24 protein-coding genes are annotated in these 24,504 nt (G+C 29.3%); all 24 read left to right on the forward strand.

What is annotated here, in order from left to right; all coding sequences use genetic code 11:
- Positions 1-8 precede the first annotated feature (8 nt).
- The 24 genes from QWY99_RS02385 (at position 9) to QWY99_RS02500 (ending at position 24,486) form a co-directional block, all read left to right on the forward strand.
- The gene (locus QWY99_RS02385) at positions 9-1,016 is read left to right on the forward strand and encodes a ketoacyl-ACP synthase III (RefSeq protein ID WP_290260942.1); all 1,008 of its coding nucleotides are present in this window, start codon (positions 9-11) and stop codon (positions 1,014-1,016) included.
- A gap of 11 nt (positions 1,017-1,027) precedes the next feature.
- Complete coding sequence (locus QWY99_RS02390; protein WP_290260945.1) at positions 1,028-1,258, forward strand: acyl carrier protein; 231 nt, start codon at positions 1,028-1,030, stop codon at positions 1,256-1,258.
- A 17-nt stretch (positions 1,259-1,275) separates the two neighbouring features.
- Positions 1,276-2,004, forward strand: coding sequence for an SDR family NAD(P)-dependent oxidoreductase (locus QWY99_RS02395; protein ID WP_290260947.1), 729 nt, complete (start codon positions 1,276-1,278; stop codon positions 2,002-2,004).
- Positions 2,005-2,053: 49 nt separating this feature from the next.
- Positions 2,054-3,541, forward strand: a complete 1,488-nt coding sequence (locus QWY99_RS02400; RefSeq protein WP_290260950.1) for a lipopolysaccharide biosynthesis protein — start codon at positions 2,054-2,056, stop codon at positions 3,539-3,541.
- Positions 3,528-4,682, forward strand: coding sequence for a glycosyltransferase family 2 protein (locus QWY99_RS02405; protein ID WP_290260952.1), 1,155 nt, complete (start codon positions 3,528-3,530; stop codon positions 4,680-4,682). The genes QWY99_RS02400 and QWY99_RS02405 overlap by 14 nt, the downstream gene beginning before the upstream one ends.
- A complete protein-coding gene (locus QWY99_RS02410; RefSeq protein WP_290260954.1) occupies positions 4,679-6,118 on the forward strand; it encodes a hypothetical protein in 1,440 nt (479 codons plus the stop codon). Before QWY99_RS02405 ends, QWY99_RS02410 begins: the two co-directional genes overlap by 4 nt.
- Positions 6,105-7,160: a hypothetical protein gene (locus QWY99_RS02415; RefSeq protein WP_290260956.1), complete on the forward strand. Its 1,056-nt coding sequence runs from the start codon at positions 6,105-6,107 to the stop codon at positions 7,158-7,160. The genes QWY99_RS02410 and QWY99_RS02415 overlap by 14 nt, the downstream gene beginning before the upstream one ends.
- A gap of 24 nt (positions 7,161-7,184) precedes the next feature.
- Complete coding sequence (locus tag QWY99_RS02420; protein ID WP_290260959.1) at positions 7,185-8,240, forward strand: glycosyltransferase; 1,056 nt, start codon at positions 7,185-7,187, stop codon at positions 8,238-8,240.
- A gap of 37 nt (positions 8,241-8,277) precedes the next feature.
- Complete coding sequence (locus QWY99_RS02425; protein WP_290260961.1) at positions 8,278-9,033, forward strand: glycosyltransferase family 2 protein; 756 nt, start codon at positions 8,278-8,280, stop codon at positions 9,031-9,033.
- Between the two features lie 37 nt (positions 9,034-9,070).
- The gene (locus tag QWY99_RS02430) at positions 9,071-9,961 is read left to right on the forward strand and encodes an NAD-dependent epimerase/dehydratase family protein (RefSeq protein ID WP_290260963.1); all 891 of its coding nucleotides are present in this window, start codon (positions 9,071-9,073) and stop codon (positions 9,959-9,961) included.
- Positions 9,962-10,159: 198 nt separating this feature from the next.
- The gene (locus QWY99_RS02435) at positions 10,160-11,164 is read left to right on the forward strand and encodes an EpsG family protein (protein ID WP_290260965.1); all 1,005 of its coding nucleotides are present in this window, start codon (positions 10,160-10,162) and stop codon (positions 11,162-11,164) included.
- Positions 11,165-11,393: 229 nt separating this feature from the next.
- Positions 11,394-12,359, forward strand: coding sequence for an MraY family glycosyltransferase (locus QWY99_RS02440; protein WP_290260966.1), 966 nt, complete (start codon positions 11,394-11,396; stop codon positions 12,357-12,359).
- A complete protein-coding gene (locus QWY99_RS02445; RefSeq protein WP_290260968.1) occupies positions 12,356-12,781 on the forward strand; it encodes a cupin domain-containing protein in 426 nt (141 codons plus the stop codon). The genes QWY99_RS02440 and QWY99_RS02445 overlap by 4 nt, the downstream gene beginning before the upstream one ends.
- Complete coding sequence (locus QWY99_RS02450; protein WP_290260970.1) at positions 12,774-13,919, forward strand: DegT/DnrJ/EryC1/StrS family aminotransferase; 1,146 nt, start codon at positions 12,774-12,776, stop codon at positions 13,917-13,919. Before QWY99_RS02445 ends, QWY99_RS02450 begins: the two co-directional genes overlap by 8 nt.
- Positions 13,920-13,932: 13 nt before the next feature.
- Positions 13,933-14,481 (forward strand): dTDP-4-dehydrorhamnose 3,5-epimerase, encoded by a 549-nt coding sequence (gene rfbC, locus QWY99_RS02455; RefSeq protein ID WP_290260973.1) that lies wholly within the window; start codon positions 13,933-13,935, stop codon positions 14,479-14,481.
- Entirely contained in the window at positions 14,481-15,332 is an 852-nt protein-coding gene (gene rfbD / locus QWY99_RS02460) for a dTDP-4-dehydrorhamnose reductase (RefSeq protein ID WP_290260975.1), read from the forward strand. The genes rfbC and rfbD overlap by 1 nt, the downstream gene beginning before the upstream one ends.
- Positions 15,333-15,374: 42 nt before the next feature.
- Complete coding sequence (gene rfbA / locus QWY99_RS02465; protein WP_290260977.1) at positions 15,375-16,259, forward strand: glucose-1-phosphate thymidylyltransferase RfbA; 885 nt, start codon at positions 15,375-15,377, stop codon at positions 16,257-16,259.
- 67 nt (positions 16,260-16,326) lie between these two features.
- Positions 16,327-18,291 carry a polysaccharide biosynthesis protein gene (locus QWY99_RS02470; RefSeq protein WP_290260979.1) on the forward strand — a complete coding sequence of 655 codons (1,965 nt, stop codon included), beginning with the start codon at positions 16,327-16,329 and terminating at the stop codon, positions 18,289-18,291.
- Between the two features lie 206 nt (positions 18,292-18,497).
- On the forward strand, positions 18,498-19,367 hold the full coding sequence (locus tag QWY99_RS02475; protein ID WP_290260982.1) for an ABC transporter permease: 870 nt from the start codon (positions 18,498-18,500) through the stop codon (positions 19,365-19,367).
- Positions 19,368-19,424: 57 nt separating this feature from the next.
- Positions 19,425-20,684, forward strand: a complete 1,260-nt coding sequence (locus QWY99_RS02480; RefSeq protein WP_290260985.1) for an ABC transporter ATP-binding protein — start codon at positions 19,425-19,427, stop codon at positions 20,682-20,684.
- 9 nt (positions 20,685-20,693) lie between these two features.
- Positions 20,694-21,221 (forward strand): class I SAM-dependent methyltransferase, encoded by a 528-nt coding sequence (locus QWY99_RS02485; RefSeq protein ID WP_290260987.1) that lies wholly within the window; start codon positions 20,694-20,696, stop codon positions 21,219-21,221.
- 5 nt (positions 21,222-21,226) lie between these two features.
- The gene (locus QWY99_RS02490) at positions 21,227-22,699 is read left to right on the forward strand and encodes a glycosyltransferase (protein WP_290260989.1); all 1,473 of its coding nucleotides are present in this window, start codon (positions 21,227-21,229) and stop codon (positions 22,697-22,699) included.
- Entirely contained in the window at positions 22,700-23,623 is a 924-nt protein-coding gene (locus tag QWY99_RS02495; RefSeq protein WP_290260991.1) for a glycosyltransferase family 2 protein, read from the forward strand.
- Entirely contained in the window at positions 23,620-24,486 is an 867-nt protein-coding gene (locus QWY99_RS02500; RefSeq protein ID WP_290260994.1) for a glycosyltransferase family 2 protein, read from the forward strand. Before QWY99_RS02495 ends, QWY99_RS02500 begins: the two co-directional genes overlap by 4 nt.
- Positions 24,487-24,504: the final 18 nt, after the last annotated feature.

Raw genomic sequence — 24,504 nt, forward strand, 5'->3', positions numbered from 1 at the left:
TTAAAAAAATGGGGGCAGTAATAAAGAATATAGAATATGTATTTCCTGAACAAAAGATCACTAATACTGATTTAAGAAATCAATTTCCAGATTATGATTTTAGAAAATTTGAGGATAAAGTTGGGATAATAAACAGGTATTGGGTTTCTGAAAATGAAACTGCTTTTGATTTGGCAAAAAATGCTTGTGAAAAATTATTTAAAAAAATAGATAGGTACGAAATTGATTATATTTTATATTGTACTCAAAGTCCAGAATATTTTTTACCAACCACAGCCTGCGTTTTACAAAATCATTTAGGTTTAAGAAAAGATATTGGTGCTCTTGATTTTAATTTAGGTTGTTCTGGGTATGTTTATGGAGTTAGTATGGCAAAAGGATTAATAAATTCTGGTCAAGCAAAGAATATTTTGCTGGTTACAGCTGAAACATATTCTAAATATCTACATCCAGATGATCGTTCAAACAGAGCTATTTTTGGAGATGCAGCTACTGCAACATTGATTTCTTTCTCAGAAGTAGAACATATTGGAGAATTCTTATTTGGAACAGATGGTTCGGGATATGACAAGTTAATTGTGAAAAATGGATGTAGCAATGCTCCATTTAATAAAGAAGCAAAAGAAATTAACTATGGTTCAAACAATATTTACACTGACAATCATTTGTATATGAACGGCCCGGAAGTTTTTAACTTTACCAGTGAAGTTATTCCTAGTTTCACTAAAGAAGTTTTGGAAAAAAATAAAAAAGAAATCAATGATATAAATCAGTTTGTTTTTCATCAAGCAAATTCATTTATGTTAAATTTCATGCGTAAAAGACTCAAAATTGACATTGAGAGGTTTTATGTAAATTTAGAAGATGGAGGAAATACAGTTTCCTGTACAATACCAATTGCGCTCAAAAAGTATTCAGAGGATTCGGAATTCAAAAATCAAAATATAGCGATTGTTGGCTTTGGTGTAGGATTGTCTTGGGCAGGAGGTTTAATAACAATAGATAGTAATTTGTAACAATATATATGATGAATAAAAAGCAATTTTTTTTAAGACTAGTAGACGATTTAGAACTTGAAATAGAAATAAATGGTGAAACCAATATTAAAGACTTAGATGACTGGGATTCTATGGCGGCAATGGTTTTAATTGGTTTAGTAAATGAAGAATTTTCTGTGACTTTGAATTCAGATGATATAGAAAATATAACAACAGTAAATTCTTTAATGGAAAGAATTGGCTTAGATAAATTTAACTAGAAATAGGGTTTAAAATAATGATTATACTACTAACAGGAGCAACTTCTGGTATCGGTTTCGAAACATTAAAGCAGTTGATTGCAGCTGGGCATACAGTATATGCAATTGGAAGAGATTTTTCAAAAATAGATTTTTTTATACAAAATTATAAGTCACAGATTTTCAATTTTAACTTTGATTTTAATCAGGTAGAACAAATTGATGAGTTGTTTTCAAAATTTAATTTAGAAAATCAAAAATTTGACGCTTTAGTACACTGTGCCGGAGTTGAGGAAACACTTCCTTTGTCTTTATATTCTGCAAGTAAGGTTAGAAAAATATTTGATGTAAATGTTTTTTCAGGAATTGAATTATTAAGACATTTTACAAAAAAGAAATACTGTAATGATGGTGCGGGTATTGTTTTTTTGTCATCAGTAATGGGAACGTTAGGTCAACCTGGAAAAATTGGGTATTGTGCAACGAAAGCAGCTGTATTAGGTGTCGTTAAATCAGGTGCATTAGAATTCGCAAAGAGAAAAATAAGAATTAATGCAGTTTTACCAGGAATTATTAATACTCCGATGACTAAAAAGCTATTCAGTCAGATAAATGACGATCAAATTATGGAGATTGAAAATATGCATCCATTGGGTTTTGGTGAAGTTGAAGATGTAGTGCCTACTATTTTATTTCTCATATCTAAAAATTCAAGATGGATCACAGGACAAAGTTTCGTAATTGATGGTGGATATTCAATTCAGTAGTTTTTGTATTGAAAGCTATTAATTATTAAAGAAGTTTATATATTATAATATGTTTAAAAACATAATAGCCAATTATGTTGGTAAAGTTTGGGGAATTATATCTGTCTTTGTTTTTATACCATTTTATATAAAATTATTAGGGATTGAGTCTTATGCTGTAATTAATTTCTATACAGTAATTTTAACTATCATGTATTTTGCAGATGGGGGACTATCAGCTACCCTTAATAGAGAAATTGCGAGAAATGAAGATAAACAATATATTGGGAATATGCTTTTTACAATTGAAAGAGTGTATATGGCCATTTGTTTATTTATAATGCTTTTTGTTTTTAGCTTTTCAAATATTATTGCTGAGAATTGGTTGAATTCCGATATTATTTCTAGCAGTGATTTATCTACATATGTAAGTTTAATGGGGGTAAGTATTGCTTTTCAGTTATTTACCACTTTGCAAATTAGTGGCTTAATAGGATTAGAGAAACAAGTTTTATCTAATGGAATTCAAGTTGCGAGTAGTTTCTTCCGTTCAGGAGTTGTTCTTATACCTCTTTATTTTTACCCTACGTTATTGACTTTTTTTATATGGCAGGTTTCAATAAATATTATCTTCTTTTTTATTGCAAGATTTAACTTGTGGAAGTATGTTAAGACTAATTTAAGATATAAGTTTGACAAGAATGTTTTAAAAACTGTTGGACGTTTTGCCGGAGGAATGATGTTAATGGCTATAATTTCTTCTTTTAACACTCAAATTGATAAATTAGTGATAAGCAAATTATTATCATTAAAAGAATTTGGTTATTATGCACTTGCTGGTATTCTTTCACAAATACCGGAATTAATAATTACTCCTATTGCAGTGGCTATATTACCAAGAATGGTGAAGTACACTGAAAGGATTGAAAAAGATAAAATTACAAAGCTATTTCATGTAAATACCTTTATATTATCAACTTTAGCAACTACAGGAGGGATGTTACTGTTTCTTTTTACTAAAGATTTTCTTTTTATTTGGACTAATGATATTATCATTGCTAGTAAAATTGAAAATGTTGCAAAAGTACTTTTAGTAGGTTCGGTATTCTTATCTTTTCAATTTATGCCATATTATCTTGCAATTGCAAATGGGCATACGAGGACAAATGTGACGTTAGGTATCGTGGCAATAATTTGTATAATACCTGCTCTAATTTATTTTGTTAAGCAATACGGATTAATTGGTGCTACTTATACATGGCTTATAATGAATGTGGTCGCTTACTTTTATTTGGGGTATTTTATAATTTCCAAATTTTTAAAAAATGAGTTTAGGAGATGGTTAATAAATGGGACACTAATTCCCTTATTAATAACAGCCTTAGTTGGTACTGTAGGTTATATTTTAACAATCAATTTGCAAAAAGGATACTTTGTGTTTTTGTATTCTACAATTATTGGGCTTATTTCTTTAGCTGTGAACCTACTGGTCTTCAATAAAATGAATCCAGAATATAAGATAAATAAAAGACAATTAATAAATGATGGAGAAGCATAAAATTTTACTTTCTATAATTATACCTACTAAAAATAGGTATTCAACCCTTTTGCCTGTTTTAGATTCAATTGTAGATAATTTAAGTAAAGAATATACTTACGAAGTAATTGTGCAAGATAACTCCGATAATAATGAGCTTTGTTTACAATATCTTTCTAAAAAAAATAATCAACAAATAAAATATTTTTATAATAAAGAATCTATTCCTATTGCTGATAATACAGAATTAGCTATTATTAATTCAACAGGTAAATATCTGATTTTTATTGGAGATGATGATTTTATCTGCCCAGATATTCTTGAAATTGTTGACATTGTAGATAGTAGATCTATAAAATGTTTAATATATAATCCCGGCTCGTATTGGTGGGAGTCAGTAATATTTCAAAACGAAAATTACTACCATAAATCGTGTAATCTTTGGTTGCCAGATGCATACGAAAAGCTTGAGTTTACAAAGCTTGACCCTATGTTTGAGCTAAATAAAACCCTATCAAAAGGAGCTATGGCCTATGACATGCTACCTCGATTCTATCATGGAATCGTATTAAGATCTGAACTTGATAAATTGCAATCTAAAATAGGTAGGTATATAGTGGGATCTTGCCCAGATATTGATTTTGCAGTATCTTTAGCTATAAATATTGAAGAGTATTATCATTTAAATTATCCAGTAAGTATTTTTGGTGCTTCAAAAAATAGTGGAGGAGGTTGGACAGCATTAAAAAAGCATTTTGGAGATGTAGATAAATTACCATTTCTTAGACCAGAAATTAAGAATAATTGGAATCCACTTATTCCAAGAATATGGTCTGAAAAGACAATTTATCCTCAAACTACAAGTGAAGTTTTAAAAGCCTATAGAATTAATAAGAAGTTAAATTTAATTGCTTTGTATACCGCAATGTTGGTTTACGAACCATTTTTAGAGCCTAAAATTTTAAGTTACATTTTGAAATATTGTGGATATAATCCCTTAAATTATTTGGTTTTCGGAATAGAGCTTTGCAAAAAAACAGCTGGTTTTATAGTACAAAAAATTAAGTACAAATTTAAGATGCTACCTGTGAAAGTTTTTCATAATGTGAAACATGATGAGGTGTTAACTGTTTTAAAAGAGAATTTTAATATTAAATTATGAGTGAATTTTCGTATAGAAATATAGTTTTGTATATACTATTAATTATTGGAAATTCATTGACGCATGAAAAAATAACAGGTATTTTAGTCTCTTTTCCAGAAATAATAGCTGTTGTTTATTTTATTTCTAAAGGGAATACGGAAAAAGCATTTTTTTTTCATATCGTTTTTACAATAACATGTCTCGCTATACCATTTTCACAGATAACTAATCCTGAAGATAGTCATTATGGACTTTTCAATTATTCCAAATTAAAACTGATTGGTCCTATTGGAATTTATCATATAATCATGTTTAGTTTTTTTATACGAACATTACGATTAAAGGTTCAGGTACCATTCAATTCTGTTTTCTATTCACTTTATAAAACTATAATATTTATTGGAGTATCGGGAATTTTGCTTGGAATTTTTGGCCTAATATTTTTAGAATATTATGTTGAGTATTTTGTATTATATACCTCTTATATTCTAACGCTATTTTTCACAGCATTTGTTTTAATTAGAATGCCTTTTTATTCATTTGTTGGTAAATTATATAAGATGTTGTTAGAGGTGATGATCGCAGCACCAATAGCAGCTTTAATTGTTTACATATTAGGATTTTCATCTCAATATGGAGCAGACGATGTGTCGATACTTATAGAAGTGGTTTATTTTAGTATGGCTTTAATATTTTCATATTATCATTTAAAAAATTTTTTTTTGCCTTTGTTTTCTTTTTTATTAACCGGTTTTTTTCTAATGGATGGAGGAATGGGAGGAAAAGGGATTATATTTATGGGGGTTGTTTTAATAATGTTTTTATTGACAGCTTTTAATAAACATACAACCGGTATAAATATCGCTAAGCGAAAACGTGCGCTTCGTTTTGCAATGATTCCAATTTTAATATTTGTAGTTATCAAGTTTGCTTCATACATTGAAGATTCTGAGTATAATTTGTTTTTATATAAATTAGAGAATGTTACATTATTAATAAATGTTTTCCAGGGATTTGATGGGATTTATTTAATTCCTGAATCACCACGAGTACGAATTATCGAGATCATGAGTATTTTTAATGAGCTTTTTAGTAATCCGGTTTATTTACTCTTTGGTAAAGGATATGGCTCCTATTTTTCAGATGATTTCAGACTATTGGCTGGTTTAGATTTGGTAAATGCTTATAAAGCAGTAGAGATAAGTAACAATAAATATGGTGGTGTTCATGATTCATTTTCAAGTATACCATTGGCAAATGGCTTAATCGGACTTTTTTTGATTTTTAGATTGACTATCAAATATGCCAAAATGATCAAACATAACTTCATGGCATATGCAGCTATACCATGGTTAGCATTTACATTTTATTATAATGTTCAATTTGGTATTATTGCTATGTTACTTCTTTTTAGTTCAGAATTTTATTTAAAATCCCAAAATGAACAAGCATAATAGAATTTTATACATTGATCCTTTATTGCAAAATGGTCATGTTAATTTTAATAATATTTATATTAAAAGTTTAGCGAAAGCCGGATATGATCTGGAATTTATTTTTGTTAAAGACTATGAGAATAAATTAGATATTGATAAATCGAAAGTTGTATATTCAATCCCTAAAGCTTTATTTAAAAGAGATTATGGTAAATTAGTTAATAGGATTGCTTATTTATATGGATTGTTCCTCATAAAAATGTTTGTCAACTTTAAAAAGTATGATTTTGTAGTTTTTTCAAGTTTTGAAGAAATATCTTTTGCATTTTCGGGTATTACTAAAAGTTATTTAATTAATCATATTAATGTAAGTAATTCATATGAAAGCAAATCTAAATTTTTCTTTTTGAATTGGGTTTTAAGAGCCAATTCGTTAATTGTGCTTGATGAAAAAACAAAAAAATACTTAGCTACAAAGGGGAGTTATGATATACATATGTTACCACACGGTCTCCCTAGTTCAAAATTATTCAATGATGAAATAAAAGAAGATTCACTTTTTTATATAATTGCAGAATTTAAAAAATATAAAAAAATAATATTCTCTCCTTCTGAAAGTAGTTCTGATAAAGCTTTTATTAATGAACTAATTGAATCTCGTAATTTTATCAAATATCTTGAAGATGAGAGCATATTATTTATTTATAAAAATGATGAGTTAAAAATCATGCCCAATGTTGTTGCAATTAATGGTTATTTAAATCAGAAAGCTTATGATTATTTGTTTTTGAAGTCTAATATTATACTTTTAGCTTATCCTGAAAGTTTTAGATACAGAGTGAGTGGAGTCTTATTAGAGTGTATTGCTAATAATAAGGCCTGTGCAGTTTCACGAATTGACATTTTAGAATCTTTTACTGAGTTTTTTAATTATGATCCTTTTTTTTCAAACATAGAAGAATTAATTCAAACTATTGATAATTTGAATAATGATAGTAATGAGAATTACTTTAAAAATCTAAACTTGCTAGAACCGGATTTCAATAATTTTTTTAAATAGGATTTAAATATATTACAGAGTAAATTGGAAAACAAACATATTATTTATATCGGAAGAGCATTAAATTCAGTAGATGGCGGGGCAGTTGTTTCCAAAAGAAATGTTGAAATACTGAAGAGAATGAGCAATGGAAAAATTACTGAATTTTATTTGTCAGATAAAACAATTTTTCATAAATTTTTCAACATACTCCTTGGCAATCCTTGGGGGTACTCTCATAAAGTTTATAATAGCATTAAGGGAGCAATATTATCAAATGATGTTTCTTATATATTTATTGATCATTCATTACTTGGTGGCTTTGCAAGTCTTTTAAAAAAATTTAATGTTGAAATAATTGCTTTTTTTCATAATGTTGAGGTTAAGTATTATAAAGATAAGGTTTTAGTAGATGGTTTTTTAAATAACCTGATGGTTGGTTATGCCAAAAGGAATGAAGAAAAGATAATAAAGTATGCAAATAAAATTATTTGTCTTACCGATATTGATAGTAATTTGTTGAAATCAATTTATGGAAGAAATGCAGATCTTACTATTCCAATAACAATTGCAGATAACTTTAAGAGCTTTCACCAATTAGAAGTCAAGGATAGTTATCACTTATTTGTTGGGAGTTCATTTTTTGCAAATATTGATGCTGTAAATTGGTACATTAAAGATGTATTACCTTTTGTTAAGTCAAAATTAGTAGTAATAGGTACTGGAATGGAGGTACTACTTGAACAGCATGCTGAAAATCCAAATTTAGAAATTCATGGTTTTGTAGATGATTTGGGGCCCTATTATGAAGGAGCTAGTTTTGTTATAAACCCTGTAAGATTAGGATCAGGTATGAAAACTAAAACCATTGAAGCCTTAATGTACGGAAAAACGATTATTGGTACACAGGAGGCATTTGCAGGCATAGAAAACATCGAGAAATTTGGAGCGGGTTATGTTTGTAACCAATCAGAAGATTTCATTAGATGTATAGAGAAATTAGATAGTGAAAAATTTAATTTGAGATCTCGTAATTATTATTTAAGTAATTTTTCAGCTGAATTTGGATATAATAAGTTCGAAAGTTTTTTAGCTCCTTAATACGTCATTAATTTTTTAACATATTTTATCTTTTCTTATGCAGAGCCATAAAGTATCTATTATAACTCCTTTATATAATTCCGAAAGTTTTATCGCGGAAACAATTCAATCAGTAATAGCTCAAACATATAATAATTGGGAAATGCTAATTGTTGATGATTGTTCAACAGATAATTCCAAATCGATAATTGAAGATTTTTCTAAGCATGATGATAGAATAAAATATTTTAAGACTAACTCGCCATCTGGGTCACCTACTATTCCTAGAAATATAGGTATAGAAATGGCTTCCGGTAGATTTATAGCTTTCTTGGATAGTGATGATTTATGGAATTCTGATAAACTCCAATTGCAGATTCCATTATTTAATGATGAAAAAGTAGGTATTGTTTTTTCCGATTATGAAAAAATTAATGAAGAAGGACAGTCTGATAAAAGATTCATAATTGCACCAAATGAGGTTAGTTATAAAGACTTATTAAAGGGAAATGTAATAGCTTGTTTAACAGTGATTTTTGATAGTGAAAAACTAAGCAAGTTATATTTTACAAAGCAAGGACATGAAGATTATGTTTTTTGGTTAAGTATATTAAAAAAAGGATATATAGCCAAAAATGTTGGACACGTTCTCGCTAAATACCGCGTTAGAAAATCTTCAGTTTCCTCAAATAAATTTAAAGTTATTAAATGGTATTATGAAATTTATCGTAAGAATGAAAAACTTTCAATACCACAAACCTTATATTATTTAATGATTGCACTGAGTAAATCTTTTTTTAAGTATGTTAAATGATTTAAATAAAATTTCCGGATTAAAATAAAACTTAAAAATGAAAGTATTACTAACTGGATCTACAGGGTTTCTAGGTAAGATTATTCTTGAAACAATTAAAAATGAGCATCAAATTATTGAGTTATCTCGTAAATCAGGAAATTACAAGGCTGTATTAGAGGAGGGAATGATTAAATTTACGGAATCTTTTGATTTGGTAATTCATTCAGCAGGCAAAGCTCATTCTTTGCCCAAAACTAAACCTGAAATAAGAGCTTTTCATGAAGTAAATGTTACAGGGACAGAAAACTTACTTAAAAGTTTAGAAGTATTAGAGTTGCCTAAACAATTTGTTTTTATTAGTTCAGTTTCTGTTTATGGACAAGAAACAGGGAGTGATATTCTTGAAGGGCACTCACTACTAGCCAAAGATCCTTACGGGATTAGTAAAATTAAAGCAGAGAAATTAGTTGAGAAATGGTGCCTGGATAATGATGTTAAATGTACTATATTGAGATTGCCATTATTAGTAGGAAAGAATCCGCCAGGTAATTTGGGAGCTATGATTAAAGCAATTGAGTTAGGGTATTACTTTAACATAGATGGAGGGAAAGCAAAAAAAAGTATGGTTTTAGCTCGTGATGTAGCTAAATTTATACCAATTGTTGCTGCTGTAGGCGGAATTTATAATCTTACAGATGGAACTAATCCTAGTTTTAATCAATTAAGTTATGCTATATCAGGGAAAAAATCTTTGAATTTACCATTGAGTTTAACCAAGTTTATTGGAAAAATAGGAGATTTTTTAGGAGATAGATCTCCAATTACTTCGTTGAAGGTAGAAAAAATAATATCAGAATTAACTTTTAATGATTCAAAAGCAAGAACGTTATTAAATTGGGATCCCGAACCAGTTTTGAATTATCTTAAGAAAGAGAAGCTTTTTTAGTAAATTTTGATACTATATAGAAGAGTATTAAGAAGTGATGAATGAGCAGGTTAAAAACTGAAAATGATTTTAGTATTCATTTTAAATATAATTTTTAAGCTTTAAATTGTGGTTTTTTATATTGCATTTCTCTTACTAATTACATTCCTATTGTTGACACAATATTTTTATCAATCGAAGATAAAAATATTCGAATATTTGGCATTCACAGTATTAATTTTAGTATCAGGATTTAGAGAAAAAATAGGTGTTGATTATAATAGTTATGTTTCTTGGTATCTTCAGAAAACTCGTGATTCTGATTTTGAATTTGGGTTTGTTGTTATTATGAACTTGTTTAGATGGCTTGGCCTCAGTCCTACTTATCTTTTTTTCTTTTTTTCTTTTTTTACTTGTTACTTTGTTATTTTAGGAATAAAAAATTATACAGGGAATTCCAGTATCGCATTATTATTTTATGTTCTGATTCCAAGTTTGTATCTAACGTCATTTAGTTTAGTTAGACAATCTTTTGCTGTAGCAGTTAGTTTTTATGCATTCTATTATTTAATTAATAAAAGATATTTATTTTATTTTTTATTAATGTTCTTAGGTGTATCTATTCATAGAAGTTGTCTAATTCCTTTTTTTCTTTTTCTTTTTGTTTTTAAGTTTTATGACAAATTCAAAACAGGATATTTACTTGGATTAATTATCGCTTCTTTTCTCTTGTCTAGATTTGATTTTATTCAGATTTTCAGGGTGTTTTTTGAAAATAATAGATACTTGTATTATTTTTCAAATAAAGAAGAACAAGTTGGGTTAATTAAATTAGTTATTATAAATCTGGAAGGGATTTTTTTTCTTTTTTATTTTAAATATGTTAAAGAAAAAAAAAATTATGATAAACACTTGTTGATCTTATATTGCTTTTCTATTATTTTTTTAAATCTATGTTCTAAAAACTCTGACTCAGCAAGAATTGCTACATACTTTAGAATCTTTGAGATCATAATTTTGACAAAATTAATTTTTCTTGAAAGTGGGCGTAAAAGAAGTATTATTTTTCTGTTTTTCTATGCTCTTTATTTCGGTGCTTTTTTAGTTGGATTAAAAAAAGATTTTGACCGGCAGAATATTAATATGCCCAAATTTATACCATATAAAAATATTTTAGGGTCATTCTTAAATGAAAATTGGGATAATGCAAAGAATATAAATTAAACGCAATCTAATCTAATTAAATTCAGTTAACCTTTTATGATTATTCATTATTAATATTTTTATGAGCACGATTTTAATAAGTTATTAGTTTATATTATAATTAAACGAACGAGGAGAATGTTGTTTTTCGTAGTTCTTAAAACTAATTAATAACAACTAGAATAGAAAGATTAAATATAACACGAAAATGATTATAGACTTTTAACCGATTTTGATAACAACAAATTATATGAATTATACAATACTAGGAATCCTTTTAATGATTATAATGCTGCTTTATTTTAAAGTAGCTAACCGATTTAACATCATAGATAGACCTAATGACAGAAGTTCTCATACAGAAGTTACTTTAAGAGGGGGTGGAATCATTTTTTGGTTTTCTTCTTTGCTATATTTCGTTCAACACATACAGGATAACTATTTTTTCTTTACTGGGATAACTTTGGTTAGTTTGGTTAGTTTTTGGGATGATATACAGAGTTTATCAAATAAAATTAGAATTTCAATCCATTTTACAGCGATAACACTTATTTTTTATGATTTAGATATCTTTAACTTAATGCCGATATGGGGAGTTGCGATCACTTACATTCTTGCAATAGGATTAATAAATGCCTATAATTTTATGGATGGTATTAATGGAATAACAGGTTTGTATACTTTGGTTGTAATGGGAGCATTGTTGTATGTAAATACAAAGGTTCAACTATTTATAGATAGTACTTTTATAAAATATGCAATGATAGCTAGTCTAGTTTTTTTGTTTTTTAATTATAGAAAAAAAGCTAAGTGTTTTGCTGGAGATGTAGGAAGTATTGCTATTGCCTTTTGGGTAATCTATTTAGTATTGAAACTTATTATTGTTACAAACTCTCTTATTTGGCTTCTTTTTTTGGCTGTGTATGGAGTGGATGCAATAGGTACGATCATGCATCGACTATATTTAAAGCAAAATATTTTTGAAGCACACCGTTTGCACTTATATCAAGTTTTAAGTAACGAATATAAAATTCAGCATAGAGTGGTTGCTTTATATTACGCAATTGTACAAACTGCAGTTTCGGGTTTGGTTGTGTTTTTATATCAAAAGGTTGATGATATATTATTATTTGTAACTATTATTATTCCATTACTTTTGATCTATTCATTGAAATTTTATTTGTTGAATAAAAACGGCTTAAAAGTTACTATATGATTCCAAAAATAATTCAAGGAGGAAATTTCTCAGACCATCGTGGGACTATTTCGTATGTAAATGATTTTAGTTTTGCAGCTATTGAAAGGTTTTATATTATTAGTAATTCAGATGGTAATCCTATTCGTGCTTGGCAAGGACATAAATTAGATGCTAAAAATTTTTATTGTATAAGCGGAAGCTTCAAAATTCATTTCGTAAAAATTGATAATTGGGAGAATCCTTCTAAACATTTATTAATTGAAACTGTTACTGTTTCTGTTTCCGATAGCAAAATTGTTCATATTCCTGCAGGATATGCTAATGCAATTCAGGCATTGGAGAAAAACTCTAAATTAATTTCATTTTCGACTTTGCCATTAGCAAATGTTAGTGAAGATGATGTCCGTTATGCTTCTGATTATTGGATAATCAATGAATAACAAAAGAATTTTTTTGTCATTACCACAGCAAAGTGGATTTGAAGAAAAATATATTCAAGAAGCACTGAATGATTCTTGGATTACTTCTGGGGGACCAAATGTTGATGAGTTTGAAAATAAGTTACAATGCTATTTTGGCAATAAAGTTTCTATAGCTGCTTTAAACTCAGGGACAGCAGCCATTCATTTAGCATTAGTTTTATTGGGAGTAAAGTTGGGAGACGAAGTAATTTGTCAGAGTATGACATTTGCTGCATCTGCCAATCCTATATTATATCAAGGAGCAATTCCAGTTTTTGTAGATAGTGAACTAGATACTTGGAATATTTGTCCAGAATTTCTTGAAGTTGCAATTAAAGATGGAATTACAAAAGGGAAGAAGCCTAAAGCTATTATTACAGTTCATTTGTATGGGATGCCATATAAAATAAATGAGATTCATGCAGTTGCTGAGCGTTATGGAATTCCCATAATAGAAGATAGTGCAGAGGCACTAGGTAGTCGTTACAAAGGTAAGGAGTGTGGTACGTTTGGTGATTTTGGTGTACTTTCATTTAATGGAAATAAGATCATTACAACCTCAAATGGAGGTGCATTAGTTTGTGATTCAAAAGAATTAAAGAATAAGGCAGTTTTTTATGCTACTCAATCTAAAGATAATGCATCGCATTATGAGCATAGTGAAATAGGTTATAATTATAGAATGAGTAACATTTCTGCAGGAATAGGGTGTGGGCAAATTGAAGTTTTGGATGAAAGCGTTACTTTGCGTAGAGAAATACATGATTTTTATAAAAATGTATTCAACGATATAGATGGAGTCTCTGTTTTCGAAGAACCAAATGAGGATTATTTTTCTAATTATTGGTTGAGTACAATTTTGATTGAAGATGATTGCAATGAGAAAATTAACAGAGAGGCTTTAAGGTTGGCTTTTGAAGAAGCGAATATTGAAACACGTCCACTTTGGAAACCGATGCATTTGCAACCTCTATTTTTAGAATATCCCTATTATGGAGAAAAAAATGCCGAAAATTTATTCAATAAAGGGCTATGTTTACCTTCAGGATCAAAACTTACAAATGAAGATAGAAATAGAATTGAAAAAGTAATAAAGACTTTTTTTAATAAAATTTGAATTATATTTTAATATGAAAATTGAAGAAACATTTATAAAAGATTTAATAATTGTTGAGCCAACAGTTTTTGGCGATGAAAGGGGGTATTTCTTTGAATCATACAGCAAGACCAAGTTCAATGATTTAGGGATTGATATTGACTTTGTTCAAGATAATCAATCTTTTTCAAAAAAAGGAACTTTACGAGGTTTACATTATCAAAACCCACCATTTGCACAAACTAAATTGGTGCGTGTTTTAGAAGGAGAAATAATTGATGTTGCAGTTGATTTAAGGAAAAATTCGCCTACTTATGGTAAAGCGTTTAGTATATTACTATCTGCAGAAAATAAAAAACAATTGTTAGTTCCTCAAGGATTTGCTCATGGCTTCTCAGTGATAAGCGAAACGGCTTCAGTAATGTATAAATGTGATGCGTTTTATAATAAAGATTCTGAAGGAGGAATAAAATATGACGATCCATCATTAAATATTGATTGGGGAATGAATCTAGAGGGTGCAATTGTTTCAGAAAAAGATCAAATTCTTCCTTTTATTGATAATTGCAATAGTTTGTTTTAATGGAAAAAATACTTGTAACAGGAGCAAATGGTCAACTAGGATCTGAACTTTCTCTATTGTCATTAAATTTCCCGCAATTCCAATGGATTTTTGCGGATAGGACTGTTATAACTTTAGATAATCTAGATCTACTTAATGTACAATTAAATGATATAAAACCCACAATTATTTTAAATTGTGGTGCTTATACAGCGGTTGATAAAGCAGAAACAGAGAAAGATTTAGCTAATGTAATTAACAATTTGGCAGTAGGAGTACTAGCGAGATATTCGGCTAAAAATGAAATTAAATTGCTTCATGTATCTACAGATTATGTTTTTGATGGAACATCTTCAGTAGCTCTTGATGAAGAAGCTCCAACGCAACCTATAAATATTTACGGAGAAACTAAGAGAGCTGGGGAGTTAGTTTGTTTACAAGAAAATCCCAATGCTATTATAATAAGAACATCGTGGGTTTATAGCCAATTTGGAAACAATTTTGTGAAAACAATGCAGCGATTAATGCAGGAAAGAGATTCGATAAGTGTAGTAAATGACCAAATCGGATCGCCAACTTACGCCGCTGACTTAGCAGAAGCTATAATTAAAATCATTTTATCTGAAAAATGGATTCCTGGAATTTATAATTATTCGAATGAAGGGGAAATCAGTTGGTATGAATTTGCAATAGCTATAAAAAATATTGGAGGGTATAATTGTGAAGTAAATGGAATTCCTTCTTCAGCATATCCTACTCCTGCGAAACGTCCTTCTTTTTCTTTATTAGATAAAAATAAAATTAAGGAAGTCTACGGTGTAGATGTTCCAAGTTACAAAGAGAGTTTGAAAAAAATGATGGCACAGTTATAGTTGCTGCTTTTTTGTTAGTATAAATTGATTTAATTTAAAAAAATGAAAGGAATTATTTTAGCAGGAGGTTCTGGTACAAGATTGCATCCGTTAACACTTGCAATGAGCAAGCAAATGATGCCTGTGTATGATAAACCAATGATTTATTACCCGTTGTCAACTTTGATGATGGCAGGGATAAATGAGATTTTAATTATTTCAACGCCTCATGATTTACCAAATTTTAAAAAATTATTAGGAGATGGAGAAAATCTGGGTTGTAAATTCAGTTATGCGGAGCAAGCTATTCCAAACGGTTTAGCACAAGCTTTTGTAATTGGAGAAGAATTTATAGGGGATGATGATGTCGCTCTAATATTAGGAGACAATATATTTTTTGGAGCCAATATGCAAGAACTCTTGCGTTCCAACACTAAACCAAAAGGAGGAGTTGTTTTTGCATACCATGTTTCGGATCCTGAACGTTATGGAGTAGTAGAATTTGATCAAGATTTTAAAGCGATTTCAATTGAAGAAAAACCAGAAAACCCTAAATCTCATTATGCTGTTCCAGGGTTGTATTTTTATAATAATTCCGTTGTTGAAATAGCAAAAAATATTCAGCCAAGTGCACGTGGAGAATATGAAATTACCGATGTGAATAAAGTTTACCTATCAAAAGAAGCTTTAAAAGTTGGAATTTTAAGCAGAGGAACAGCTTGGCTAGATACAGGAACTTTTAATAGTTTGATGCAGGCTGGGCAGTTTGTTCAGGTTTTAGAAGAACGCCAAGGTTTAAAAGTTGGTTGTATTGAAGAGATTGCTTGGAGGCAAGGTTTTATTGATGATACTCAACTTGAACAACTAGCATTACCCCTTGTTAAGTCTGGGTATGGAGCTTATTTAATGGATTTTTTAAAACCAAAAAGAGCTAGCGTTAAAATTTAATTTTTAAATCTATTATTTTGTACTTTTGTAAGTACTATGTTACTTACTAATTCTAAGACCAACTAATTTGAATAATAAACCAACCAATCTAGCAATTTTATTTGCTAAGTATTTTTCTATAACCAACTTGAGGCTTAATATTCATAATCTGAGTTATTTACCAAGGTGGATTATCGTTTTTATGGATGTTATGGTGTTGATTTTCTCTTTTACTTTTACTTATTTATTATTTAAGGGTACAGGTTTAGGTTACATTATAACACATCATGAATTTTATTTTGTTGCTTCACTTTTAGGAGTTAATATATTTTTCTTCTGGCTATTTAGGACCTATTCGGGTATAATTAGGCATTCATCATACATTGATGCAGTTAAGTTGTTGTTTTCACAAATGTCAGTTCTTGTCGTTTTCTTATTCTTTAATTTTTTATTTGAACTATATCATGGCGATAAGGCATTTTTGAATACAGCACTTTTTATAAACATAGTGCTTTCATTCTGTGGTTTGTTTTTATATAGAGTAGTTGTTAAACAAACGTTTGAACTTTATTTTGCTGAAAAGAATAATAGTCAACTCATTAGAACTGTTATTTATGGAACTGATGCCAATGCGATATCGGTTGCTAATGCATTAAAGTTTGAAACACCTTCTCGTTTTAAAATTGTAGGTTTTGTCGATAAAAACAATCAAAATGCTTCAAAGCGAATGTTGGACTTACCAATATTGGTTCAAAAGAAAAGATTACCTGCATTAATGCGTTCGGTTGCGGCAGAGGGTATTATTATTGCAGATAAAAGCTTATCTAAGGATGAACAATTGATTATTGTAGATCAGTGCTTAGAATTCAATTATAGAGTATATACTGTACCTTTAATTTCGGATTGGGAAAACCAAAAAGAAATTTCTCAAAAGGTAAAGAATATTCAAATTGAAGATTTACTTGAAAGAAAACCCATTGTATTAGATAGCAAATCTATATCTAAACAATTAAAAGATAAAACTATTTTAATTACAGGTGCTGCAGGATCAATTGGAAGTGAAATTGTAAGACAGGTAATTGGTTTTAATCCTAAAAAGATAATTTTATTAGATCAAGCAGAAACTCCACTACATAGTCTTTGTTTAGAAACTCAAAGTATAATTTCGAGTTGCCGAATTCATGCTGTAATTGCTGATGTGAAAAGTAAAGAAGCAATGGAGAGGGTATTTAAAGTTTATGGTCCACAAGTCGTTTTTCATGCAGCTGCTTATAAACATGTGCCCTTAATGGAAGAAAATCCATCTCAGGCTATATTGACAAATATAGAAGGGACTAAAAATTTAGCCGATCTATCCTGTAAATATAAGGTAAAGAAGTTTGTAATGGTTTCTACAGACAAAGCTGTTAACCCTAGCAATGTTATGGGAGCAAGCAAGCGAATTGCTGAGAAATACGTGCAGTCACTACATCTTAAAAATCAAAAAGAAAAAGGAAACGATACTACAAAATTTATTACAACTCGTTTCGGAAATGTATTAGGATCAAATGGATCGGTAGTTCCTTTATTTACTAAACAAATTGAAGAAGGTGGTCCACTAACGATAACACATCCTGATATTATTAGATATTTTATGACCATTCCAGAGGCATGTCAATTAGTGCTTGAGGCTGGTGCAATGGGTAATGGAGGTGAAATTTATATATTTGATATGGGTAAACCAGTTCGAATTATTGATTTGGCTAGAAAAATGATAAAACTAGCAGGATTTATTCCAGAAAAAGAAATCAAGATTCAAATTGTTGGACTAAGACCCGGAGAAAAACTTTTTGAAGAATTATTAAATGATACATCAAAAACGCTACCAACGTATCATAACAAAATCATGATTGCTGAAGAAATTCAAGATGAATATGAAACGCTACATGTTGAAATCGATGAGTTAATAGGAATCTCTAAATTTTTTGATAACGATGATATTGTTTCCAAAATGAAAAAAATAGTACCAGAGTTTAAAAGTATGAACTCTAGTTTTGAAATTCTTGATAAATAATCTTTAATCCAAAGTTTATTTATGTTTAAATGTAAAGGTGTTTTTTTGAATAAAAACACCTTTTTTTGTTTCTATGAAAATGGAAAGATGCAGTAAAAATGTATGATTGTATCTAATTATTATTTTGTTGTGAAAATATTCCATAATTTAGGTTTGTAAAAAGATTATTAGTTACTCGCTTTTAATTCTGAATTTTAAAGCTATTCATGAACAAATCAAAAGATATTTCGGCTCCTTGGTTGTTTGAAATAACACCTAAGAATAATTTTTTTTCGCTACATATAAAAGAGGTTTGGCAATACCGTGACTTGTTATTTCTTTTTGTTAAAAGAGATATCGTAACAGTTTATAAACAAACAGTTTTAGGACCGCTTTGGTATTTAATTCAGCCTTTACTTACGGCGGTAATATTTACGATACTATTTAACAATATTGCTGGAATCGATACTGGTTCTGTGCCTCCTTTTTTATTCAACCTTGCAGGAATTACTGTTTGGAACTACTTCACAGCTTGTCTTGTAGCAACCTCTGACACTTTTAGAGCTAATGCTGCAATCTTTGGGAAAGTTTATTTCCCAAGAATAATTACCCCTTTATCTATCGTAATTTCAAATTTGATCAAATTTGGAATTCAGTTTTTGATTTTTATCGCTTCCTATATTTACTATTATTCTCAAGGAGCTGTTATTAGTTTAAATGCTACAGCAGTTTTTTTTCCTCTATTAGTTATTTTAATGGGGATCCTTGCGTTAGGTTTAGGAATGTTGATTTCTTCGCTCGTTACTAAGTATAGAGATTTTAGTAATTTAATTAATTTTGGAGTACAACTACTAATGTATGTATCTGCAGTTGTATATCCAATGGCATTAATTAAAGATAAATTACCCAATTACGGGTGGTTGGTGCAATACAATCCGTTAGCTTATATAATTGAGACATCTAGATATATGCTTTTGAATATAGGCGATATTTCTTTCTATGGTCTTCTTTACACTTTTACTATAACAGTCATTATTTTTTTTTCAGGATTATTAGTCTTCAATAAAACAGAAAAAAGTTTTATTGATACGGTATAGTCTACGATATAATTTATAGGAATCGGTACTATTTGGTTTGTAATAATTTTTAATAAAATGAATACAGATATTATATTAAAGGTTGAAAATATTTCTAAACAATATCGTTTAGGACAAGTGGGTACAGGAACTTTGCGCCATGATTTAAATCGATGGTGGCATCGCATACGCGGAAAAGAAAATCCATATTTAAAAATTGGGGAAACAAATGATCGTAGTACAAAAGGTGCTAGTGATTATGTTTGGGCTTTGCAAGATATTAATTTTGAAGTGCAACGTGGGGAAGTTCTAGGGATAATAGGGAAAAATGGAGCAGGGAAATCTACATTACTAAAAATTTTATCTAAGGTTACAGCACCAACTATGGGGAGTATTAAGTCTCGTGGACGTATTGCATCTTTACTTGAAGTTGGTACAGGATTTAATCCCGAACTTACAGGGAGAGAAAATATTTATCTCAACGGCGCTATTTTAGGAATGACCAAAAAAGAAATTACATCTAAGCTAGATGAAATTATTGATTTCTCTGGATGTGAACGTTATATAGATACACCGGTTAAAAGATATAGTAGTGGCATGACTGTTCGGTTAGCTTTTGCAGTTGCCGCTTTCTTAGAGCCTGAAATATTGGTTGTAGATGAGGTTTTGGCTGTTGGTGATGCTGAATTTCAAAAGAAAGCAATTGGTAAAATGCAAGCTATTTCAAGAGGGGAAGGTCGTACCGTTTTATTTGTGAGTCATAATATGGCCGCTGTTAAAAGTTTGTGTACTAAAGCAATTGTATTGGAACAGGGCAAAGTGGCTTTCGAAGGAGAGGTATTAACCGCAATAGAGAAATACTTATCTAATAAAAAGAACATTTTGAATGTAAATATTAAAGAAAGAAAAGATAGGATTGGGAGAGGCCGAATTAAAATTTCAGAGGTAACTATTCTTAATACTATTAAGGTGATGACAGGAGATACACTTTCAGTTCAAATCGAGTATAGTAATATTGAGGAAGAAATAGAAATTAATGAATTTGGAGTGAGTATTTGGAATGCTAGAGAGGATAAAATAATAAGCATTTCTTCTACTTTTAAAAATCAATTAAAAGATATCTCAAATAAAGGTAAAGTAATTTGTGAGATGCCGAATCTTCCGTTAGTAAAAGGCAGTTATGTTATTAATTGCTTTGTCAGTTCAATTTTTGGATTAGAAGATTATATTCTTGATGTATTAAGTTTTGATGTAGAGGATAATGATATTTATGGAAACGGGAAGACAGTAAATCCAGAATGGGGAATGATTGCAGTTGAACATAATTGGATTCAATAATTATACATTATGATACAAGAAAAAAAAGCGTTAGAACAATGGCACGAAACTGAAGATCCTTGGGGCTATAATGAAAATAAAGATGATATATTAAGAAAAGAAATTTTGCTTGCTGAGATTCCAGACAAAAAGTATAAAAGAGTATTAGACATCGGATGTGGACAAGGATTTATTACTAAAGATTTACCTGGTGAGGAGGTATATGGAATTGATATATCTCAAGCGGCAATAGATTTTGCAAACAAAATGGGGAGATCCAATTTAATTTTTAAACAAGGGTCAATATATGATATTGATAAATTATTTGATTTCAAGTTTGATTTGATAATCATAACAGGAGTTCTTTATCCTCAATATATAGGGAAATCTTCTAGTTTAATTTATTTACTAATTGATAAAATACTAGAAAATAAAGGTGTTCTTGTATCTGTGCACATAAATGATTGGTATAATGCTCAATTTCCGTACTTAAAAACGAAACAACTTTTTTATAATTATAGAAAATATACTCATAACCTAGAAACATACTCGAAATGATTTTAATGTATCATAAAATACATCCTAGTAGTCCATCAATGTGGTGGGTAACAGTAAATGATTTTTACAGGCAGCTGTCTGAAATATCAAGTAAAGAGGTTGTGTATTTACAGGACTATGATTCAAAAAATCCAAATCATGTTGTAATTACTTTTGATGGTATTTATAAAAATGTTCTAGAATATGGGCTACCTATTTTAAAATACTTTGATTATCCATTTGAGTTGTTTTTGACTTCAGATTATATAGGTTTGGATAATGAGTTCGATTCTGTAGAGCCAATTGCTCCATTTGCAAATTATGAAGAATTGCAATTGTTGGTTGCAAATAAAGGAAGATTACAATGGCACACAAAGAGTCACCTTAATTTAAAAAACATTCAGGATTTAGATGTTATAAGTAGAGAACTTACCGTTCCAGAAAAAGTGAAGCAACTAGATGTTAATGGATTTACTTGGTTTGCTTATCCGCATGGCGAATTTAATGAATTGGTTATTGAGGAAGTGCAAAAGCGATTTGAAGGAGCTGTTTCCTGCATACAAGGAAACAACGAAGATAAATTTGTTTACAATAGACTTACAGTTGTTAATGATTCAAAACTGAGAACTAATAAGATAGCTTGTATTATTGCTTCTTATAATTATGGAGATTATCTTATAGAGGCTATTGAATCGGTGTTACGGCAAACAATACTTCCAGATGAAATTCTTATTTCTGATGATTGTTCTGACGATGAAACAGCAATTATTGCAAATGAATATGCTAAAAAATACCCACAACTAATAACATATAATCGGAACGATGTTAACATGGGAATTGTAGCTCATTTTAACAAAGCAATTTCTTTGACAAAATCAGAGTATGTGTTTTTTTTAGGAGCGGATAATAGACTTTTAAGTAACTATATTGAAGAGTGTGCTAGAAAATTAGATGCGAATACAAATACAGCAATTGCCTATACGGACTATGCTTTTTTTGGTTCGAGAGCAAGACTAGCTTATTCTAAGTTTTCTGAAGATAGAAGAGCAGGAATTATTGAAAATACATTCTATCAGATTTGTTTTCCCGATTTTAGGAGTCAAGAAGAATCATTAGAAAATCTTTCAAAAGAAAATTTTATTCATGGATCTTCCATGTTCAGAAGAACTGCATTTAATGAAGTTGGAGGGTATCATAAAACAGGTAATCCCGAAGATTATAATTTATTTAGAAGAATAGTAGAAAAAGGATGGGGAGCCGAAAAAGTTAAAAATACAAATTTAGAGTATAGACAACATAATATAGGGCAAGCTAATAATGTTTTAAGTCTACAAAATAAACTCAATTTTTATCAATCGGCCTATAGTAGAAAGAATACATTCGAGAAATCATTTTTATACAAAGTCTTCCGGAAAACCTATATGATCAAAGAAAAAATGGTCAACCTTAACAAGAAAAAAGTTTTAAGATATATTAAAAAAATAACGAAAACTAAATAGATGGTTAATGTCACTATAATAATTCCCAGCTACAACCATAGCACTTTTTTATTAGATCGATTAAAAAGTATTTCCAATCAGACCTATAAAAATTGGGAAGCTATTATAATTGATGACCAATCGACAGATAATAGTGTTGAGATAATTAGGCGTTTTCTTGTAGAGAATCCAAATTTTAATTTAAAAAGCTTAATTATAAACGATGCAAATTCTGGAAGTGGTTATTCCTCCTGGCAAAAAGGAATTGAACTAGCAACAACTGAATATATATGGATTGCAGAAACAGACGATTATTCAGAATCAACTTTTCTAGAAGAGTTGGCGACTATTTTAGATATTAATAAAGGAGTTTCCTTGGCTTTTTCGGGTAGTAATTATGTTGAAAATAATAGAATAATCTATGATTCAGCTAATAGAACAAAAGATTTAAATGTTGGAATAAATGATTATCAAGTTTTAGATAGTAGTATTTTTTTAGACAGAATGCCTTTTAAAACTTATATAACGAATGGGAGTTCTGTGCTTTTTAGAAAACCTAAGAGAGCAGTTCCAGCTGAAGTATTTAATTATAGATTATGTTCGGATATATTTTTATGGTCTCATTTGTTACAAAACAGTTCCTTTGTTTTTTTAAATGAAAATTTAAATTTTTTCAGAAGGCATGGAGGATCAATTTCATCCTATTTGAGCAAAAATAAATTAGAAGAAGTTTATCATGAGAAAGCACAATATTTAAATTATTTTAAGCAAACGGATAAGTACATCCAATTTATAGAGCATTACATAAAATATTACATTTGGACGCATAAGAATGATTTTTTAAACACATCAAGTATTCAGACAATTCAATCAGGCAAGAAAGTCAAAGTATTATATTTTTATAAATTGATACAGTTTTTTGTTTCTAAAATTTTCAGAAAATGATAACTCCATTAGTAACTGTAATAATACCTACTTATAATCGAAAGGAATATTTTGAAACAGCTATTCAATCGGTAGTGGGGCAATCTTATGCAAACATTGAAATAATAGTAGTTGATGATGGTTCTACAGATAATTATGCAGGATTAATTTGTGATAAATTTTCAAATTGTACTTATTTTTATAAAAAGAATGGTGGGATAGCAGCAGCCAGAAATTATGGAATTAATTTATCGGAAGGGGAGTATATAGCTTTTTTAGATGATGATGATTTCTGGGAAAGTTCAAAAATAGAAAAACAAGTAAAAATTCTACTTGAAAATCCTTCTGTTGACTGTGTACACTCTTCCGTCGCAGTAGTGAATGAAAAGGGAGAATTAACAGGAGACTATTTCGGAGCAGCTCAAAATAAAATAGCGAAACGCTCAGGATATGTTTTTTGGAATGCTTTAGGCTGCTGGGTGGTTAAATCGCCTACACCTTTAATTAGAAAAATTGTTTTTCAACCCGACTTATTATTTGATGAAAAAATTAAAGTAGGAGAGGATATCGATTTTTATCAGCGAATGTTTTATAGACATAAGATACATTATATAAATGAACCTTTAGCATTTTATAGAGTCCATAATAATACTGAAAGGCTTTCATCTCAGCTTAAGAAGTACATAGGAATTGAGAATAAAATGTTCTTTAACTTTAAAAACATGGGAATTAGAAACCCATTTATTTTACATTTAATTGCCGTTAAACTTTTGAAAAAAGCAATAGAAAAAAATAATTCTTTGTATCCAGAAGCAAAAAAAACGATTTCTAAAATACTTATTTATTCTCGACCAGACTATTTCTTGAATCGTTATTTTGGATGATTAGGGTTTAACAATAGT

This window comes from Flavobacterium branchiarum (genome assembly GCF_030409845.1).
Classification (GTDB): domain Bacteria; phylum Bacteroidota; class Bacteroidia; order Flavobacteriales; family Flavobacteriaceae; genus Flavobacterium; species Flavobacterium branchiarum.

Bases quoted from the DNA above. Each gene is read 5' to 3' on its own strand.
- QWY99_RS02385 (WP_290260942.1), top strand. From the start codon at position 9: ATGGGGGCAGTAATAAAGAATATAGAATATGTATTTCCTGAACAAAAG.
- QWY99_RS02390 (WP_290260945.1), top strand. From the start codon at position 1,028: ATGAATAAAAAGCAATTTTTTTTAAGACTAGTAGACGATTTAGAACTT.
- QWY99_RS02395 (WP_290260947.1), top strand. From the start codon at position 1,276: ATGATTATACTACTAACAGGAGCAACTTCTGGTATCGGTTTCGAAACA.
- QWY99_RS02400 (WP_290260950.1), top strand. From the start codon at position 2,054: ATGTTTAAAAACATAATAGCCAATTATGTTGGTAAAGTTTGGGGAATT.
- QWY99_RS02405 (WP_290260952.1), top strand. From the start codon at position 3,528: ATGGAGAAGCATAAAATTTTACTTTCTATAATTATACCTACTAAAAAT.
- QWY99_RS02410 (WP_290260954.1), top strand. From the start codon at position 4,679: ATGAGTGAATTTTCGTATAGAAATATAGTTTTGTATATACTATTAATT.
- QWY99_RS02415 (WP_290260956.1), top strand. From the start codon at position 6,105: ATGAACAAGCATAATAGAATTTTATACATTGATCCTTTATTGCAAAAT.
- QWY99_RS02425 (WP_290260961.1), top strand. From the start codon at position 8,278: ATGCAGAGCCATAAAGTATCTATTATAACTCCTTTATATAATTCCGAA.
- QWY99_RS02430 (WP_290260963.1), top strand. From the start codon at position 9,071: ATGAAAGTATTACTAACTGGATCTACAGGGTTTCTAGGTAAGATTATT.
- QWY99_RS02440 (WP_290260966.1), top strand. From the start codon at position 11,394: ATGAATTATACAATACTAGGAATCCTTTTAATGATTATAATGCTGCTT.
- QWY99_RS02445 (WP_290260968.1), top strand. From the start codon at position 12,356: ATGATTCCAAAAATAATTCAAGGAGGAAATTTCTCAGACCATCGTGGG.
- QWY99_RS02450 (WP_290260970.1), top strand. From the start codon at position 12,774: ATGAATAACAAAAGAATTTTTTTGTCATTACCACAGCAAAGTGGATTT.
- rfbC (WP_290260973.1), top strand. From the start codon at position 13,933: ATGAAAATTGAAGAAACATTTATAAAAGATTTAATAATTGTTGAGCCA.
- rfbD (WP_290260975.1), top strand. From the start codon at position 14,481: ATGGAAAAAATACTTGTAACAGGAGCAAATGGTCAACTAGGATCTGAA.
- rfbA (WP_290260977.1), top strand. From the start codon at position 15,375: ATGAAAGGAATTATTTTAGCAGGAGGTTCTGGTACAAGATTGCATCCG.
- QWY99_RS02475 (WP_290260982.1), top strand. From the start codon at position 18,498: ATGAACAAATCAAAAGATATTTCGGCTCCTTGGTTGTTTGAAATAACA.
- QWY99_RS02480 (WP_290260985.1), top strand. From the start codon at position 19,425: ATGAATACAGATATTATATTAAAGGTTGAAAATATTTCTAAACAATAT.
- QWY99_RS02485 (WP_290260987.1), top strand. From the start codon at position 20,694: ATGATACAAGAAAAAAAAGCGTTAGAACAATGGCACGAAACTGAAGAT.
- QWY99_RS02490 (WP_290260989.1), top strand. From the start codon at position 21,227: ATGTATCATAAAATACATCCTAGTAGTCCATCAATGTGGTGGGTAACA.
- QWY99_RS02495 (WP_290260991.1), top strand. From the start codon at position 22,700: ATGGTTAATGTCACTATAATAATTCCCAGCTACAACCATAGCACTTTT.
- QWY99_RS02500 (WP_290260994.1), top strand. From the start codon at position 23,620: ATGATAACTCCATTAGTAACTGTAATAATACCTACTTATAATCGAAAG.